Annotated in this window: 10 protein-coding genes; 2 read left to right on the forward strand and 8 right to left on the reverse strand. The window is 43.1% G+C overall.

Translation table 11 applies throughout. The annotated features are described in order from the left end of the window. Nucleotide 1 precedes the first annotated feature (1 nt). The 8 genes from glgC to ACXAFE_RS17565 form a co-directional block, all read right to left on the reverse strand. On the reverse strand, nucleotides 2-1321 hold the full coding sequence (gene glgC / locus ACXAFE_RS17530) for a glucose-1-phosphate adenylyltransferase (protein WP_395388787.1): 1320 nt from the start codon (nucleotides 1319-1321) through the stop codon (nucleotides 2-4). After that, nucleotides 1314-3824 (reverse strand): glycogen/starch/alpha-glucan phosphorylase, encoded by a 2511-nt coding sequence (locus ACXAFE_RS17535; RefSeq protein WP_475155629.1) that lies wholly within the window; start codon nucleotides 3822-3824, stop codon nucleotides 1314-1316. The genes glgC and ACXAFE_RS17535 overlap by 8 nt, the downstream gene beginning before the upstream one ends. A 1-nt stretch (nucleotide 3825) precedes the next feature. After that, complete coding sequence (gene glgX / locus ACXAFE_RS17540; RefSeq protein WP_475155632.1) at nucleotides 3826-5952, reverse strand: glycogen debranching protein GlgX; 2127 nt, start codon at nucleotides 5950-5952, stop codon at nucleotides 3826-3828. Then, nucleotides 5952-8150: a 1,4-alpha-glucan branching protein GlgB gene (gene glgB / locus ACXAFE_RS17545; RefSeq protein ID WP_475155636.1), complete on the reverse strand. Its 2199-nt coding sequence runs from the start codon at nucleotides 8148-8150 to the stop codon at nucleotides 5952-5954. The genes glgX and glgB overlap by 1 nt, the downstream gene beginning before the upstream one ends. Then, on the reverse strand, nucleotides 8137-10143 hold the full coding sequence (gene malQ, locus ACXAFE_RS17550) for a 4-alpha-glucanotransferase (RefSeq protein ID WP_475155640.1): 2007 nt from the start codon (nucleotides 10141-10143) through the stop codon (nucleotides 8137-8139). The genes glgB and malQ overlap by 14 nt, the downstream gene beginning before the upstream one ends. 5 nt (nucleotides 10144-10148) lie before the next feature. Next, nucleotides 10149-10448, reverse strand: coding sequence for an isoamylase early set domain-containing protein (locus ACXAFE_RS17555; protein ID WP_010558178.1), 300 nt, complete (start codon nucleotides 10446-10448; stop codon nucleotides 10149-10151). A gap of 312 nt (nucleotides 10449-10760) precedes the next feature. Beyond that, nucleotides 10761-11780 carry a tryptophan--tRNA ligase gene (trpS, locus tag ACXAFE_RS17560; protein ID WP_475155647.1) on the reverse strand — a complete coding sequence of 340 codons (1020 nt, stop codon included), beginning with the start codon at nucleotides 11778-11780 and terminating at the stop codon, nucleotides 10761-10763. Between the two features lie 691 nt (nucleotides 11781-12471). Beyond that, nucleotides 12472-13806 (reverse strand): sigma-54 interaction domain-containing protein, encoded by a 1335-nt coding sequence (locus tag ACXAFE_RS17565; protein WP_475155649.1) that lies wholly within the window; start codon nucleotides 13804-13806, stop codon nucleotides 12472-12474. A 256-nt stretch (nucleotides 13807-14062) separates the two neighbouring features. Between ACXAFE_RS17565 and ACXAFE_RS17570 the strand changes: the two genes are divergently transcribed. Both ACXAFE_RS17570 and cydB read left to right on the forward strand, forming a co-directional pair. Further along, the gene (locus ACXAFE_RS17570; protein ID WP_475155652.1) at nucleotides 14063-15637 is read left to right on the forward strand and encodes a cytochrome ubiquinol oxidase subunit I; all 1575 of its coding nucleotides are present in this window, start codon (nucleotides 14063-14065) and stop codon (nucleotides 15635-15637) included. Next, nucleotides 15634-16767, forward strand: a complete 1134-nt coding sequence (gene cydB, locus ACXAFE_RS17575) for a cytochrome d ubiquinol oxidase subunit II (RefSeq protein ID WP_475155654.1) — start codon at nucleotides 15634-15636, stop codon at nucleotides 16765-16767. Before ACXAFE_RS17570 ends, cydB begins: the two co-directional genes overlap by 4 nt. Nucleotides 16768-16777: the final 10 nt, after the last annotated feature.

A 16777-nucleotide genomic window follows, 5' to 3' on the forward strand; every position in this document is an offset into this window, starting at 1 on the left:
CTTATGCAATCGCTGCTTGGCTTGAAGATTTATTAGTTTCGGCATCCGCTTCTTGCGACTTTTTTGCCAGCGCAGCAATCATATCGCGCGTAACAAGTACCACGCCACCACTTGAAATTCTAAAGCCATTGGCTTCATCTTGTTTGTGATCAACGCCGATGCTTAAGCCTTCAGGAATAACACAGCTACGATCAATAATAGCTTTTTTAATTACACAGTTTCGATTGATCACAACACCTGGTAACACAACCGTTTCTTCTACCGTACAATACGAATGCACATGCACATTTGAAAAAAGCAGTGATTTGCGAATGGTTGAGCCTGAAATAATACAACCACCTGACACTGTTGAATCCACCGCCATACCGCGACGTGTTTCATCATCAAAAATAAATTTAGCGGGCGGTAATTGTTCTTGATAGGTCCAAATAGGCCAATTTCTATCGTACAGGTCAAGCGATGGCGTTGGCGATACTAGCTCCATATTGGCTTCCCAGAATGAATCTAGCGTACCTACATCACGCCAATAAGGCGTGCCACCTTGGCGCGTATCTCTAAATGGATACGCATATACATTATGCTCTTCAATGATCGATGGAATAATATCGTGGCCAAAATCGCGGCCAGAGCAGCTGTTTTGCGCGTCTTTTTTCAATTGTTCAAACAAAAACTCTGTATTAAACACATAGTTACCCATCGACGCTAAACACTTAGTTGGGTCGTTCGGTAATGGCGCAGGATTCGCTGGTTTTTCTTCAAAGCGCTGTACGCGTTTTTCATTGTTTACGGCCATCACACCAAAAGCGCCTGCGGCTTCTTCCACTGGCACTTCTAAACAACATACCGTCATGTCCGCGCCCGTTTCTACGTGCTTAGCAATCAACTCACCATAGTCCATACGGTAAACATGGTCGCCCGATAAAATCATTACGTACTTTGGTAAATCGTGACGAATAATGTCCATATTTTGATATACCGCATCGGCCGTGCCGCAGTACCAGTCATCACTATAGCGTTGTGATGCAGGTAAAATCTCAACTGAATCACCGAGTTCCTTTTTAAAGTGACCCCACGCGCGATTAACATGGCGAATTAAGCTATGGGATTTATACTGCGTAGCAATACCTACTTTGCGCACACCTGAGTTAATGCAATTCGACAGCGGAAAATCAATGATGCGAAACTTACCACCAAAATACACCGCAGGCTTTGCGCGCCAATCGGTTAATTCTTTTAAACGCGAGCCCCGGCCACCAGCCAAAATCAGTGCATAGGTGTCGCGGGTAAGGTTACTTATATAACGATTTGCGGAATTAGGCATTACGTTCTCCTTGTGCCTTGTTGAATTCGATTGCCTTAACTTGCCAAATATCTGAGTTGTATTGGCTTATGGTGCGGTCGCTCGAAAACATACCTGATGCGGCCGTATTTAAAATACTTTTTTGGGTCCAAGCACTTTGGTCTTGGTACAGTGCAGCTGCGGCTTCTTGCGCCTTAACGTAACTGTCAAAATCGTAAGCAGTGAGCCATTGGTCATGGTTATCACGGATTGAGTTGATCAGCGGCTGAAATAAGTCTGGGTCAAATAAGTTAAAATGACCACTTTCAATCAATGTAATCACACGTGATAAGTTTGGTGAATTTGCAATGATGTCATTAGGGTTATAATGCTCACGAATTTGCGTTAATTGTTCTGCTTTAGCACCGAATAAGAAGAAGTTATCAAGGCCAACCGCTTCTGAAATTTCAATGTTTGCGCCATCTAACGTGCCAATGGTGAGTGCACCATTCATCATAAACTTCATATTCCCAGTGCCCGACGCTTCTTTACCTGTGGTCGAAATTTGCTCTGAGAGGTCGGTTGCAGGGCAGATGGTTTCCATCGCTGTAACGTTATAATTAGGCAAAAATGCGACGCGCAAATAAGGCTTGGCTGCTGGGTCATTGTTTATGGCATCCGCCACATGATTGATTAAGCGAATAATCAGCTTCGCCATAAAATAACCGGGTGCCGCTTTACCACCAAATAACACACAGCGCGGTGTAAAGCCTTCAAGTTCCCCTTCGCGAATGCGTTCATAAAGATGAATAACATGTAAAATATTGAGTAACTGACGTTTGTACTCATGAATACGCTTTACTTGCACATCGAACAGCATGGTCGCATCAAACTCAACGCCAGTTTCACGTTTGACTAAATCTACCAGTGCTTGTTTGTTTTCAAGCTTCACTTTTTGCCATTTTTTATGCAGCGCTTTGTTATCAAATTTTGCACGTAGCGCATTAATTTTACTGAAATCGCTGACCCATTCATCGCCAATTTGTTGGTTTATTAATTGCGCCAATTTAGGATTACAGTGCGACAACCAACGCCTTGGTGTTACCCCATTGGTTTTGTTATTAAAGCGCTCTGGCCACAGCGCATAAAAGTCGCTAAATAAACCGTTAGTGAGTAGTTCAGTATGAAGTGCAGCAACACCGTTTACTGAATACGAGCCGACAATGGCTAAATATGCCATGCGAACTTTAGGCTCTGGCCCTTCTTCAATTAGCGACATATCGCGCTGCTTTTGCGTATCACCCGGCCAGCAGGTTGCTACTTGTTGTAAAAATCGGGCATTAATTTCATAAATAATCTCCAGCAAACGCGGTAGTAAACGCTCAAATAGCCTGACAGGCCATTTTTCTAGCGCTTCTGGCAATAAGGTGTGATTAGTATACGCCATGGTACTTGATGTAATTTGCCATGCTTTGTCCCAATCGAGCTGATGATCATCCAGTAAAATGCGCATCAGCTCTGCCACTGCAATACTTGGGTGCGTATCGTTTAGTTGAAAAACGTGGTATTTCGGGAAGTTATGGAAATCTTCACCGTATTGTTTTACCCATTTTGCGATAATGTCTTGCAGTGTTGCGCTTGATAAAAAGTATTGCTGGCGTAAACGCAGCTCTTTACCGTTCTCACTGGCATCGTTCGGGTAAAGCACCATGGTGATTTGTTCAGCTTGGTTCTTTTTGGCTACCGCTTCTGGGTAACTGCCCGCGTTAAATTCTCTTAGGTCAAACTCTTCCGTTGCTTCACTTTTCCAAAGGCGTAGGCGATTCACCACATCATTGCGATAACCTGGAATAGGCACATCATAGGGCACAGCTAACACATCTTGCGTATTCACCCAGTTGCGATGCTCGCGGCCATGTTTATCTTTATACACTTCCACATGACCAAAGAATTTTACACGTTGACTTTGCTCTGGCGCGGCTATTTCCCACGGGTGACCTTCATGCAACCAGTGATCCGGCTGTTCAATCTGACGCCCTTGCTCAAGTGCTTGATTAAACATGCCATATTCATAACGTAAACCGTAGCCAACCACAGGTAGTTTTAATGTGGCACAGCTATCTAAAAAACAGGCCGCTAAGCGCCCTAATCCGCCATTACCCAGTCCTGCATCGTGTTCAGCCGCGGCAACTTGCTCTAATTCGCTGCCATATTGGGTGAGCGCCTCTGTTACTTCTGGTGCTAAATCTAAATTTAAAATCGCGTTATTAAGTGCACGCCCCATTAAAAACTCGAGCGATAAATACGCCACTTGTTTATGTGGTGCGCTATCGCGCTGTTGGTTGGTTTGGCGGCACTTTGCCACCAACCTATCACGAATGGTAAGTGCTAACGCTTGATACAAATAACGCTGCGATTTATTAACCTGATCACGTCCTAAGGTGTAATAAAAATGGCGATATAAGTCTTCGCTCAGATCTGAATTTTCAATAATGCTTGAAGGTAAAGGCGTTTTTTTATCGGCTAAATTTGATTGCTTGTTCACACTAAACTCCTTGCTTAGTTAAATTGAACGTTTGGGATGTATCTGTTGCATGTTGTTTACTGGCGGGCATTTTAATGTGGTTTGAAAGCACCCATGCGCTGTAGCTACTCAGGGTGAGCATTTGCCCTGGGCTTACACATTCATCATCCCGTTCGTTAGAATGCGATGACAGTCGAATACGCCAACAATGATGTGCTTCTTGCTCTGGCAACTTAAACATTACGTTATTGCTGGATGCATTAAACAGCAGTAAAAGTGCTTTATCGTCTTGAATATCTTCCATTAAATACCCAAGGCAATGGCCGTCCGGGTTATGCCAATCGCTATCTTGCATGAGCGCACCATGTTCGTTTAACCAAGTAACACTAAAGCGCGGGTCATCATCGTGAATAAAATGACTTTGGCGATATAAAGAAAATTCACTGCGTAGTTTTAGAGCGCGACTAATAAACTGGTACAGCGGATGCTGTTGCGGCTCATCTAACCCATTAGCGTGCCAATCAATCCAGCTTATTTCGTTATCTTGGCAGTAGGCGTTATTGTTGCCACCTTGCGAATGTGCCACTTCACTACCAGCGCATAGCATTGGCACACCGTTAGATAAACATAGGGTTAACAGCAGGTTTTTTTGCGCACGCAAACGCAATGCATTGATTTCACTGTTTTCGGTTTGCCCTTCAACGCCCCAATTGGACGATAAATTATGATCGTGACCATCGCGGTTTTCTTCTTGATTGGCTAGATTATGTTTATTGGTATAGCTGACTAAGTCGGACAAAGTGAAGCCATCGTGGGCGGTGATAAAGTTAATACTAGAGGTAACCGAACGCCCTTTTTTCTCAAACAAATGACTTGAACCGTGAAAGAAACGAGCAAACTCTGGCAGCATGCTAGTATCACCTCGCCAAAAGCTGCGTACTGTGTCACGGTATTGGTCGTTCCACTCACGCCACGGAGCAACATAATTACCGAGTTGATAACCATCTATTGCTAAATCCCAAGGCTCTGCAATTAGTTTCACGCCTTTTAATACGGGATCTTGCGCGAGGGTTTGAAAGAAAGTGTGGTGTTTTTTAAAGCCGTCTTGGTCACGGCCTAAAATACTGGCTAAATCGAAACGAAAACCATCAACCCCATACACTTGCACCCAATAGCGCAAGCTATCCATTACCAACTGTAAACTTTTAGGGTGTGAAATATTTAGCGTGTTACCGCAGCCAGTATCATTTACATAATAGGCAAAATTATTTTGCTGCAATCGATAGTAAGTTTGGTTATCAATACCGCGAAGCGACAAGGTTGGCCCTTGCTCGTTACCCTCAGCGGTATGGTTGAAAACCACATCAATAATCACTTCAATACCCGCTTCGTGTAGCACCGATACCATTTGCTGGAACTCTTGTTCTTGCTTGGTATGGGCATAAGCTAAGTGCGGCGTAAAAAAGTTAAGTGTGTTGTAACCCCAATAGTTGCTAAGGCCTCTTTCAGGTAAAAATGCTTCACTAATAAAGCTGTGTACCGGTAACAACTCAATGGCTGTTACGCCTAAACTTTTTAAATGCCAAATAAAGTTGGGGTGAGCTAAACCCAAGTAAGTACCGCGTAATTCCTCTGGAATAGAAGTATATTGCTTAGTTGCGCCTTTGGCATGGCATTCATAAATAACCGTTTTATGCCACGGAATATTCGGTTTAGTACCTGTGTAATAAGGCAGTGTTGATACTTTACATTTTGGCATATCCATTGCCGAATCAAGCTGCCAAAACACGTCATCTGCACTGTGTGCATTACCCCAGTTAAACTCACCAAACAATGATTTTGCATAAGGGTCTAACAGTAGTTTGTTGGGATTAAAGTAACACCCTTTTTTTGGGTTGTATTTGCCGTAAACACGGTAACCGTATAGCTGATCTTGTCCTACCCCGCGAATAAAAATATGCCAAATATCTTGCTCATCGCGATAAAGTGGAATACGCGCTATCTCGCTGTGACCACTTTGATCGAACAAGCAAAGCTCAACCTTAGTTGCGCGTTCAGAAAAAATAGCAAAGTTAGTGCCGTTTTCACTTGGGGTTGCACCAAGTGGCGAGGTATTTCCCGGGCGAATTGCAAAACGGGCTGAAACCATTATTTTTCCACCAAATAATAGGTCGCAAGTGGTGCAAGCGTTAATGAAATACTGTGCTCAAAGCCGTGGTTATCTTCTTTAAGTACGGGGACTTCGTTTTCAACTAATACGCCACTGCCACCAAATTGCGTGTCGTCGGTATTTAATACCAACTGATACCGTTTTGCTTTTGGTACACCTAATTTAAAGTGTTCATGCACCTCGGGCGTAAAATTGCTTATCGCGATTACATTTGGTTCGCTGCTACTTTTACGAATAAAACTAAACACGCTTTGATCGGCGTTGCCGCCATCAATCCAGCGAAAACCCTCGCCGTTATTATCTTTTTCGTATAGTGACGGGTAGGTTTTGTACGTTGTGTTTAACGCTTTTATAAGGTTAAATATACCATGGTGTTTAGCCTCATTAAGTAAATGCCAGTCTAGGCTCTTATCGTGATCCCACTCATCATATTGAGCAAATTCACCACCCATAAACAGTAGTTTTTTACCGGGATGCGCCCACATAAAGCCATAAAATGCACGTAGGTTCGCAAATTTTTGCCAGTCATCGCCCGGCATTTTGTTAATTAGTGAGCCCTTACCGTGTACTACTTCATCGTGCGATAGCGGCAGAATGTAATTTTCACTAAACGCATAGACTAATGAAAAGGTCATCTCGTTATGGTGATGGCGGCGGTATATGGGATCTTTTTTCATGTACTCTAGGCTGTCATTCATCCAGCCCATATTCCACTTAAAACCAAAGCCTAAGCCCGATTGGTCGGTTGGTTTGGTCACCCCCGGCCACGCAGTAGACTCTTCAGCAACCGTGACAATATTTGGGTTTTCGCCGTAAACACTGGCATTAATGTGCTGCAATAAGCTAATGGCTCCGAGATTTTCGCGGCCGCCATAACAATTTGCTACCCACTGCCCTTCTTCGCGGCTGTAATCAAGGTACAGCATCGATGCCACTGCATCGACACGAATACCATCAATGCCAAATTCCGTCAGCCAATATGTGGCGTTTGACAGCAAAAAGCTACGCACTTCAGCGCGGTCGTAATTATAAATATGGGTATTCCAATCAGGGTGGTAGCCTTGGCGTTTATCGGCATGTTCGTATAAATGAGTGCCATCAAACATGGCCAAGCCGTGAGGATCATTTGGAAAATGCCCCGGTACCCAATCAATCAATACGCCTAGCCCAGCGGCTTTTATTTGGCGAATAAACTCTGCAAATTCGTTAATATCGCCAAAGCGACTGGTTGGCGCATAAAGGCCAACGGGTTGATAGCCCCACGAACCATCAAATGGAAATTCACTGATTGGCATTAATTGGATATGAGTAAAACCAAGATCTAACACATACGGGATCAATTGTTCGGCAAGTTGTTGGTAGCTCAAATAACCGTTACCTTGCTCAACATTGCGACGCCACGAACCTAAGTGCACTTCATAAATACTAATTGCTTGATTGAATTTATTAATTGGCGAAATTGGCGCTGGGTTTGTGGGTAAACTAGCTACCCGCGAAGCCGTATGGGGAGGTAGCTGCATTTGCAGCGCAAATGGGTCGGCTTTTTCAATACGCTGGTTGTGCTCGGTTAGCAGGCTGTATTTATAATTTTTATCGCTTAAATCTTCCCCGATAAAAATTTCCCACACCCCAGATGCTGGGTGAAAACGCATAGGGTAGCAACTGGCATCCCAAAAATTAAAATCACCAATTACTGACACCGCTTTTGCATTAGGTGCCCACACGGTAAAACGTGTGCCTTTAACCCCTTGCTGCGTTATAGAATGTGCGCCAAAGTGACGATACGCATGTGCCAATGTACCTTGATTAAACAAATACATTGCATCACAATCAAGGCTCGATTCAAAACTATATGCATGGTAACGCTGCACCTGACAATCACCATAATCGATATCAAGTTTAATTGGCTCGGCGACTTTGTTGTGACTGACTACCAACTGAAAAAGTGCCGTATCTTGAAACTTTTCCAAAGCTAATTGTTGATTTTCACTACAAATCGCAACTTTTTTAGCGCCTGGTATGTAACAGCGAACTACCGCTAATTCATTATTAATAGTGTGTTTACCCAAAAAGCTAAACGCATCAATAAAATCGCCACGTTGCAGCGAATGTGCTTTTTCTAACGTGTTGTGTGCTTCGTTAAGTTCATTGAGCGAAGCAAAGTTAGCTACTGACATTATTTCTCCTAGCATTTAGCAACTGCCAAAATCGCTGTTGTTGCACGCTGGTGTGTTGCTCTTCATGGAGCATTGGGCCAAAAATAGTAAGCAAATTGCGTGATAGGCGACGTCGCCAGTTAGGGTATTCTTGATCGGTTCCTGGAATATTGACTGCGAGGGTTTCGCCACTAAGATCATCCAGTTGTAAACATAAAAATTGTGAGTTTGATGCGCTCAGTGTCTCAACAACTGCGGCATAAATTTCACTCGCATCATCTGAATTTGGCAATGTGTTTGCCGCTTTTAGCCATTCGCACAAGGCTAATTTATCTTGCTCGCGCTGCGTTATATCGTAGCCAAATTGCTCTGGGTTTGAGTACAGTGAAAACGATTTTCGTGTTTCGATATCACCCTGTTGCCACCACGCATAAAATGGCGCGACATCGTGATTTGCTATCATCAACATTGCATGTTTGCGGTGCGCTTGTGGCGCGATAAACTGCCCGTTCTGATCTTTTTCAAAATAAAAAATATCATTACCATAAACATGCGCCTTGTCTAAGCTTTGCTTAATCTGCTGTGGCACAACACCTAAATCTTCACCAATTACAACACATTGATTTAGATGACTTTCTAAGCATAAAATCGCCAGTAACTCATTAAATGGGTAATACACATAGCACCCAGCAGGTTGCTCATCGACTGTGACACACCACCAAAGCCGTAATAGCCCCATAACATGATCAATACGTAGGCCGCCGGCAATCATATTGGCGCGAATTAAACTAATAAAGTGGGCAAAATTAGTTTGTTTTAGTTTCAACGGGTCGGGCACCGCCAATCCCCAATCTTGCCCATCAAGCGCCCATGGATCAGGCGGTGCACCAATATTTGCATGTTCTACAAACAGCGCTTGATTGCGCTGATATTCTTCGCCGTCACGGGTACAGCCTACGGCTAGGTCTAAAATAAGCCCTATCGTCATGCCTTTGGTTTTGGCATAGCGCTGACAGTAATCCAGTTGCTCTTTGGCAACCCACTGCAAATAATATTCAAATTCAGCAAGCTGCCAGGTTTGATAGCGCTCAACAAACTCGCGGAACTCGTTCGCGCGTTGCGTTGTGTTTGCTAATTCCAATTCACAGAAATTTAAATACATCACTTTAAAGCATTTAAATTTATGGGTGGTTGCTAGGCGATAATCGATGTGTGTTGCGTTACTTTGATACTCACCATTTGGCAATGAATAATCAACGCACAGCCGCGGGCTGATATAAAGTGGGTTAATTTGGTTGCGGTCGCTTGGGCTGTAAGGGCTAGCCCGTTCTGGCTCAGTTGCAAACAGTTTGTGCAGTGGATTAAGCAAAATATAATCCGCGCCTTTTTCACTACTGCGCTGAATAAGCTCTTTCAACGACGAAAAATCGCCAAAGCCACTTTCTCGTTTATCACGAAGGGTATAAAGCTGACACGAAATGCCCCACACCTTTTGCTCTTCCGTCAATGAGTAACAATTCACAGGGGCAACTGCCAGCGTGCCATTAAAGGCCTGCGATGTGGTTATGTTAGAGCGATAAATTAGCTCAACCTGATAATAATTAGGCGCAAGTTTTGGCAACGCAATGCGATATTGAGAATAGCGAACACCATCTAATACGTAATTGCCCTCTTCCATACTATCGCTAAGTGATACCGACAAACGGCAGCACTCTTGTTGGCTGTCTGAAATTACTAATTCGAGTTGCTTTTGCGGCTCAAACGTCTGTGCACGTACTGTCAAAAACGCGTTTTCTGATGATGTGACTTGAAACTCGCTCAGTACCTGCTGCCAAGGTAAACCATCCAATTGACGATTTTTATCGCGAACATACTCGTTATCGTGCACATGGTGACCACATGCCGTAAGAATGGCGCGCCTTACGTCATCGTCAATACGCTTTTGTTGGCCGTAATAGTCGACATAATCGAGTGCTACCCCTTGTAGATAGCACAGTTGTTCTACTTCATTCACGCACGTTAAGCTCGTGTTGTAGAAACAACTGAATTATCAGTGCCGAACTCGTTTAGTAAATAGTGGTCTGCAGCATGGTCATTTTGCCATTCCTGCTCATTAATGAGGTATTTAAATTGGAAATCTTGCTCTATAGGTAAGCGAAGTTTGGTACGAAAAACCTGATCCTTTTTAACGTACTTCATACTAACAGGTTGCCAGTCGTTAAATTCGCCCGCCAACGACACATGGGTGTCAGCTTCTGCTGCAAATTCAAATGTTACTTCTGCTTCTTGCTTGGTCTTAAAAAATCGTTTAGTTAACATTGTTTTTTCCTTTCCATTTAACTAACACGCTTCAAACTGCCCAGCGTATAAACTGTGATTATCTAAACATAGGAATATTTACGCTTCGTGACAGTGCACAAAAAACTTTTTATGCACAAAATTGATGCAAACAATCTCAAATAAGACGAAATATTCGCTATATATCCTTTTAACGCAAAATATAAGCCAAATGAGTATAGAAGTTATTAATAAAGGTACAAGCGAATAAAACTAATGCGAATGTGAATTAATTTCATATATTAATAAACAAGTTAACTGTGAGCGATCATCGCCTCACAGTTAACAAATGGGTTAAAACAAATTCAACCCAAACACCTCTTTAACGTTAAATAGTACCTGTTGCGTTTTAAGGTCGGCGTGTTCGCTGCCTTTACGCAAAATATCAATTAGTTGGGCTTTATCGTTTAAATACATCGCGCGCTTTTCGCGAAATGGGGCGATAAGTGTTTGCAAGCAATCTTCTAAAACCTTTTTGGTTGTACCATCGCCTAAACCGCCTTGTTGATATTGCTGCTTTAGCTCAGCAACATAGGCGGTATCAGGGTGAAACGCATCAAGGTAGGTAAAAACAACATTGCCTTCAACTTGCCCTGGGTCTTCTACACGTAAGTGATTTGGATCGGTGTACATCGACTTTACCGCGGTACGAATATCTTTTTCGCTTGCGCCTAAATTAATGGTGTTGCCTATGGTTTTAGACATTTTGTTTTTACCGTCGGTACTTGGTAAGCGCGGCGCATTACTTAATAACGCACGGCATTCATTTAAAATCGGTTTGCCCGCAAGTGAATTAATTTTTCTTACTATTTCATTGGTTTGCTCAAGCATTGGCAGTTGATCATCACCCACCGGAATGAGCGTAGCATTAAACGCAGTGATGTCTGCTGCTTGCGAAATTGGGTAGGTTAAAAAACCCGCGGGAACGCTGCGATTAAAGGCTTTACTTTGAATTTCACTTTTCACCGTAGGGTTACGCTCTAAGCGTGAAATGGTAACTAAATTACTGTAAAACATAGTGAGTTCGGCAAGTGCAGGCAGTTTTGATTGCAAACAAATTGTGGTTTCAAGAGGGTCGATACCCACGGCTAAATAATCAGCCACCACATTTAAAATGTTTTCGCTGACTTTTTTCGGGGTGTGGGCGTTATCGGTTAAGCCCTGCATATCGGCGACTAAAATGGTTTGCTCGTGCACATATTGCAGCTGGGCACGTTGTTTCAGTGAACCAACATAATGCCCTAAATGCAAAGGGCCTGTGGCTCTATCACCGGTTAAAATTATTTCTTTTTGCTGTGATGTTGTTTGTTTCATTGTGTATCTCCAAGATAAAAAATCGCTACTGGAGATACAAAAAAGACGCGTTGCTTAAGCTACCTACCAGCAGCTTAAGAATGTAAAAATCCTGCGCCGCTCTATTTCGAGCGCCACCAAGATGTGAATGATGTGATAGTAGAAATATGTAATGTATTTTTCATAACGCCAACACGTTAGCAAACCTCTACAAATTTCACAATCAAAGATTTTGTTTATACCAATTCTGTTAAGTATGTGATCACAGATAGCGCTGGATAAATGAAATGCTAACAAGGCGGAATTTTTCTTATATTGCTCTACATTGATAAATTCTAACGCAGTTAGCATGATATTTAGCCCGCTAGGATGATCAGCTATTTAAGTGAATTGGTATTAGGGTCTGTTGATCTTTGCTGTTCTATTTTTGTTCTGTTTGAGCGTGCTTTTATCGCGGCGCTCGATGTGTGGCCTAGTAATCTAAGCGAATATCGAGCAAAGCTTCCGCGTCCTGCTCTCGCCCCTTACCTACATCCATGTAAGCAACAATGAGAAAAGTGCGCTCAAAAGAACCGTTCGGCAGCGCTTGATTGGCTTTTCTACTGTGTTATCGGCTGACTCACATAGAATAACTATGCCACGCAGCCTCTGCCTTGTATAAAACCCAATCAAACTGCTACAAAATCGAACTTGAAAGATCAACAGACCCTAGTTATTTTGTGAGCGACAAGCCATATTTAGTGAGTTTGCGATACAAAGTCCGACTGCTGACACCAAGTTTAAGAGCCAGCTCTTCAGTGCTACCTTGGAAATGTTCAACGGCCTTTGCTAAGTAGGTATGCTCAGCCTGCTCTAGCGATAGCACTTCAAATGCTTCTTCATAAACTGGCTGAGCAAAATCTATGTTAGTCTCTGCTGTATGTTGCAAATTAGCTGTGTTTTCGAAAGGAACATCGGTGTCGTAAATGACATCGTCATCGGCCAAAATAGCTGCTTGAAATACGATGCTCTTTAGCTCTCGAATATTACCTGGGTAGGCATATTGCGCGAGCTTTTTAAGTGCCGCTTCACTGAATTGTTTGTCTTTAAATTCAGAGTGTTTTAAAAAGAACTTAGCCAACAAGGCAATGTCAGCTTGGCGGCTTTTCAGTGACGGTAAATTTATCGGGAAAGTAGCAATACGATAGTACAAATCTTTTCTAAACTCGCCTTTTTCAACCATGTCTAACAGGTTTTTATGGCTTGCGCAAACTAAGCGAAAATCTGCGCGTTTTTGTCTTAAGCTGCCCACCGCACGAAAGCTTTGCGTTTCGATTAACCGAAGCAACTTTACTTGCATATTATGCGGTACGTCACCTATTTCATCAAAAAAGAGGGTGCCGCCTTCGACTATTTCGACTAAGCCTTTCTTTTGACTAGTAGCGCCAGTGAATGCGCCTTTTTCGTGACCAAATAATTCAGACTCAAATAACTGCTCGGGTAAGCCTGAGCATTCAATCACTATAAATGGCTTTGTTTTACGAGGGCTGGCATCGTGCAAGGCACGGGCTACGAGTTCTTTACCTGTGCCTGTTTCGCCTTGTAATAGCACTGAGACTTCGGTTTTGGCAGCGCGGTTTACTTTATTGATCAATGTTTTAAAGGCGTCTGACTGACCGAGCATTTTATTCTTTTGCGCTTTTACTGAGGCAAAGTCGATTTTATCGAGGATCTCAACAAAGCCCATTAATACATCGTTTTCGTCAAAAATAGGTTTCATCACAATATCGCAATATTGCTTACCTAAATGGGTGTCGTGAATGTGCACGACACTGGTTGGCTTATTGGTTTTTTTGCACTCTAGCATAGGGCAGGCTTCACCCATTTGATCGCAAGGTTTGCTGGCTTTATGCGATATGGCAAAGCAGGTACTTTTACCTAGCTCAATTGGCGTTTGATAGGTATCACGATAGGCGTTGTTCACCGCCACAATCACATAATTAAGATCAATAAAAATTGCTGGTTTATCAATAATATTGATTAAACCTTGGATCACCGAATTTGCCATATCTCACAATTACTCAAGTTAGTTCGCACCGTTTAACTAAAAATGAGTTTACTGCAAAACAACAACTGTGACAAAAATGTCTCTTAACTTTATTTGTCTGTCAAATTTAACAATCAATCAGAGTGTTTTATATAAATGAATTTTGGGTATTTAAATTAGTCAATAAAAACAATGAATTATTTTATTTCTCGACTATACCTAAGGTTGGTATGTTTTCTGCCATATCAGGAAGTAACCTAATCTAAAGGAGTTCGAAATGAATGAAGCATTGGTCGAATTGTCACGTTGGCAATTTGCACTTACCGCCATGTTCCACTTCATATTTGTACCGCTGACCTTAGGCCTAAGTTTTATGCTGGCCATTATGGAATCGGTTTATGTGATGACGGGCAAAGAAATCTATAAAACCATGACTAAGTTTTGGGGAAAGTTATTTGGCATTAACTTCGCCCTTGGTGTGGCAACAGGTTTAACCATGGAGTTCCAGTTTGGTATGAACTGGGCATATTACTCGCATTATGTGGGTGATATTTTTGGTGCGCCATTGGCTATCGAAGGCCTGATGGCTTTCTTTTTAGAATCGACCTTCGTTGGTTTGTTCTTTTTTGGCTGGGACAAGATGTCAAAAGTGAAGCACCTTATGGCAACGTGGCTTGTGGCCTTAGGCTCTAACTTTTCGGCGCTATGGATCTTAATTGCCAATGGTTGGATGCAGCACCCAGTAGGCGCTGAGTTCAATTTCGAATCAATGCGTATGGAAATGACCAGCTTTGCTGAGGTGATGTTTAACCCCGTTGCACAGGTTAAGTTTGTGCATACTGTGTCAGCAGGTTATGTGACTGGCGCAATGTTTGTGTTAGCGATTTCGAGTTATTACCTTTTAAAACATAAGCATATTGCTTTTGCCCGTCGCTCATTTGCAATCGCTGCAAGCTTTGGTTTGGCATCGGTGTTATCTGTGATTGTGCTTGGTGATGAAAGTGGCTATGAGCTTGGCGATGTACAAAAAGTAAAACTTGCCGCAGTTGAAGCCGAATACGATACCCATCCAGCACCTGCACCATTTACCTTGTTTGCCATTCCTAACGACGAAGAAGAAACGGCCGAACATGCTGTGCGCATTCCTTGGTTGATGGGCATTATTGCTACGCGCTCGCTTGATGAAGAAGTAATGGGCATTAAAGAGCACAAAGTACTAAACCGCGAACGTATTTTGTCGGGCTTAGTTGCGAAGAATTTACTCGATACAGTGCGCAGTGGTAACGCAACTGAAGCGCAAATGGCGCTGTTTGAAGCACATAAAAAAGACTTGGGTTATGCGATGTTATTAGAGCCATTTACCAATGACTTTGTAAACCCGAGTGAAGAAGCTATTCAAAAAGCGGTTAATTACAGCATTCCGCCCGTTGCGCCACTATTTTGGAGCTTCAGAATTATGGTGTTCTCTGGCTTTATTATGTTGTTTGTTTTTGCCGCTGCTTTTTACTACAGCACCAAGCATCAAATTACCAAACCTAAATGGTTGTTAAAACTGTCTCTGTTCTCTTTACCACTGCCTTGGATCGCTTCTGAAGCGGGTTGGTTTGTGGCTGAATTTGGTCGCCAGCCTTGGTCAATTGCCGAAGTACTGCCAGTGCATGCATCGGTGTCTAATTTAACTGTGGGTGAAGTGTGGTTTACCTTAATTGCGTACACCAGTTTTTATGCGGTGATGTTTGTTATTGGCTTCTACTTGATGAAGAAATACGCCAAAAAAGGACCTGTGCCAGAGCAAGACACAACGCCTTTTGACGGCCATGTGCAACTATCAACTGAAGGAGCACAATCATGATTGATTACGAATTTTTACGCTTAGTTTGGTGGGGCTTAGTCGGCGTGTTGCTGATTGGCTTTGCCATTACCGACGGATTTGACTTAGGCGTGGGAGCACTGCTGACGCTGGTAGGTAAAAGTGATGAAGATCGCCGCGTGATGATCAATACAATCGGTCCGCACTGGGACGGTAACCAAGTGTGGTTTATTACCGCAGGCGGTGCAATTTTTGCGGCTTGGCCGATGATTTATGCGGCCGCTTTTTCAGGTTTTTATATCGCATTGGCGCTCACCTTAATTGCTTTATGGATGCGTCCAATCGGTTTTGATTATCGCAGTAAGTTGCCCAATAAAACCTGGCGAACAGCATGGGATTGGGCACTGTTTTGTGGTGGTTTAGTGCCGGCGCTCATTTTTGGTGTGGCCTTTGGTAATCTGCTTTTAGGTGTGCCATTTGAGTTTGATAACACCTTGCGACCAACTTATACCGGCAGCTTTTTTGGCTTATTGAATCCATTTACCATTTTGGCAGGGCTGGTATCGGTTGCGATGTTACTAACTCATGGCGCTAACTGGTTACAACTTAAAACCGACGGCAATGTACTCGCGCGTGCACGCATTGTGTCTTTCTATCTATCTCTACTCACTGTGTTGTTGTTTATGTTAGCTGGGGTTGTAGTTGCCAATATTGACGGTTATGTGATCACCTCAAGCGTTGACCCTTTAGCAACATCAAATCCGCTGACCAAGACAGTTGAAGTGGTATCGGGTGCGTGGCTTAACAATTACAGCACTTACTCGTGGATGCTAGTTGCCCCTGTACTTGGCATTTTCGCGGGGCTGGGCTCTGCATGGTTTAGCAAGCAACAGCGCGGTGGCTGGGCGTTTCTAATGTCGTCATTGATGATGGCAGGCATTATTTTAACAGCAGGCGCTGCCATGTTCCCGTTCCTTATGCCAAGTAGCAGCATGCCAAACGCGAGTTTAACGGTGTGGGATGCCACATCGAGTTATTTAACGCTTAAAACCATGTTTATCGTTGCTTGTATTTTTGTGCCAATTGTATTGAGTTACACCGCTTACAGTTTTTATGTGATGCGCGGGCGTATTAAAGCGCAAGATTTAGATAAACCACACACAATTTATTAAGGAGTGGCTT

The sequence above is a fragment of the Pseudoalteromonas sp. ABV4_021 genome, assembly GCF_056159365.1.

What these genes read in the sequence shown, in the direction of transcription:
- glgC (WP_395388787.1), bottom strand. Translation starts at nt 1,321, where the DNA reads ATGCCTAATTCCGCAAATCGTTATATAAGTAACCTTACCCGCGACACC.
- glgX (WP_475155632.1), bottom strand. Translation starts at nt 5,952, where the DNA reads ATGGTTTCAGCCCGTTTTGCAATTCGCCCGGGAAATACCTCGCCACTT.
- glgB (WP_475155636.1), bottom strand. Translation starts at nt 8,150, where the DNA reads ATGTCAGTAGCTAACTTTGCTTCGCTCAATGAACTTAACGAAGCACAC.
- ACXAFE_RS17555 (WP_010558178.1), bottom strand. Translation starts at nt 10,448, where the DNA reads ATGTTAACTAAACGATTTTTTAAGACCAAGCAAGAAGCAGAAGTAACA.
- trpS (WP_475155647.1), bottom strand. Translation starts at nt 11,780, where the DNA reads ATGAAACAAACAACATCACAGCAAAAAGAAATAATTTTAACCGGTGAT.
- ACXAFE_RS17565 (WP_475155649.1), bottom strand. Translation starts at nt 13,806, where the DNA reads ATGGCAAATTCGGTGATCCAAGGTTTAATCAATATTATTGATAAACCA.
- ACXAFE_RS17570 (WP_475155652.1), top strand. Translation starts at nt 14,063, where the DNA reads ATGAATGAAGCATTGGTCGAATTGTCACGTTGGCAATTTGCACTTACC.
- cydB (WP_475155654.1), top strand. Translation starts at nt 15,634, where the DNA reads ATGATTGATTACGAATTTTTACGCTTAGTTTGGTGGGGCTTAGTCGGC.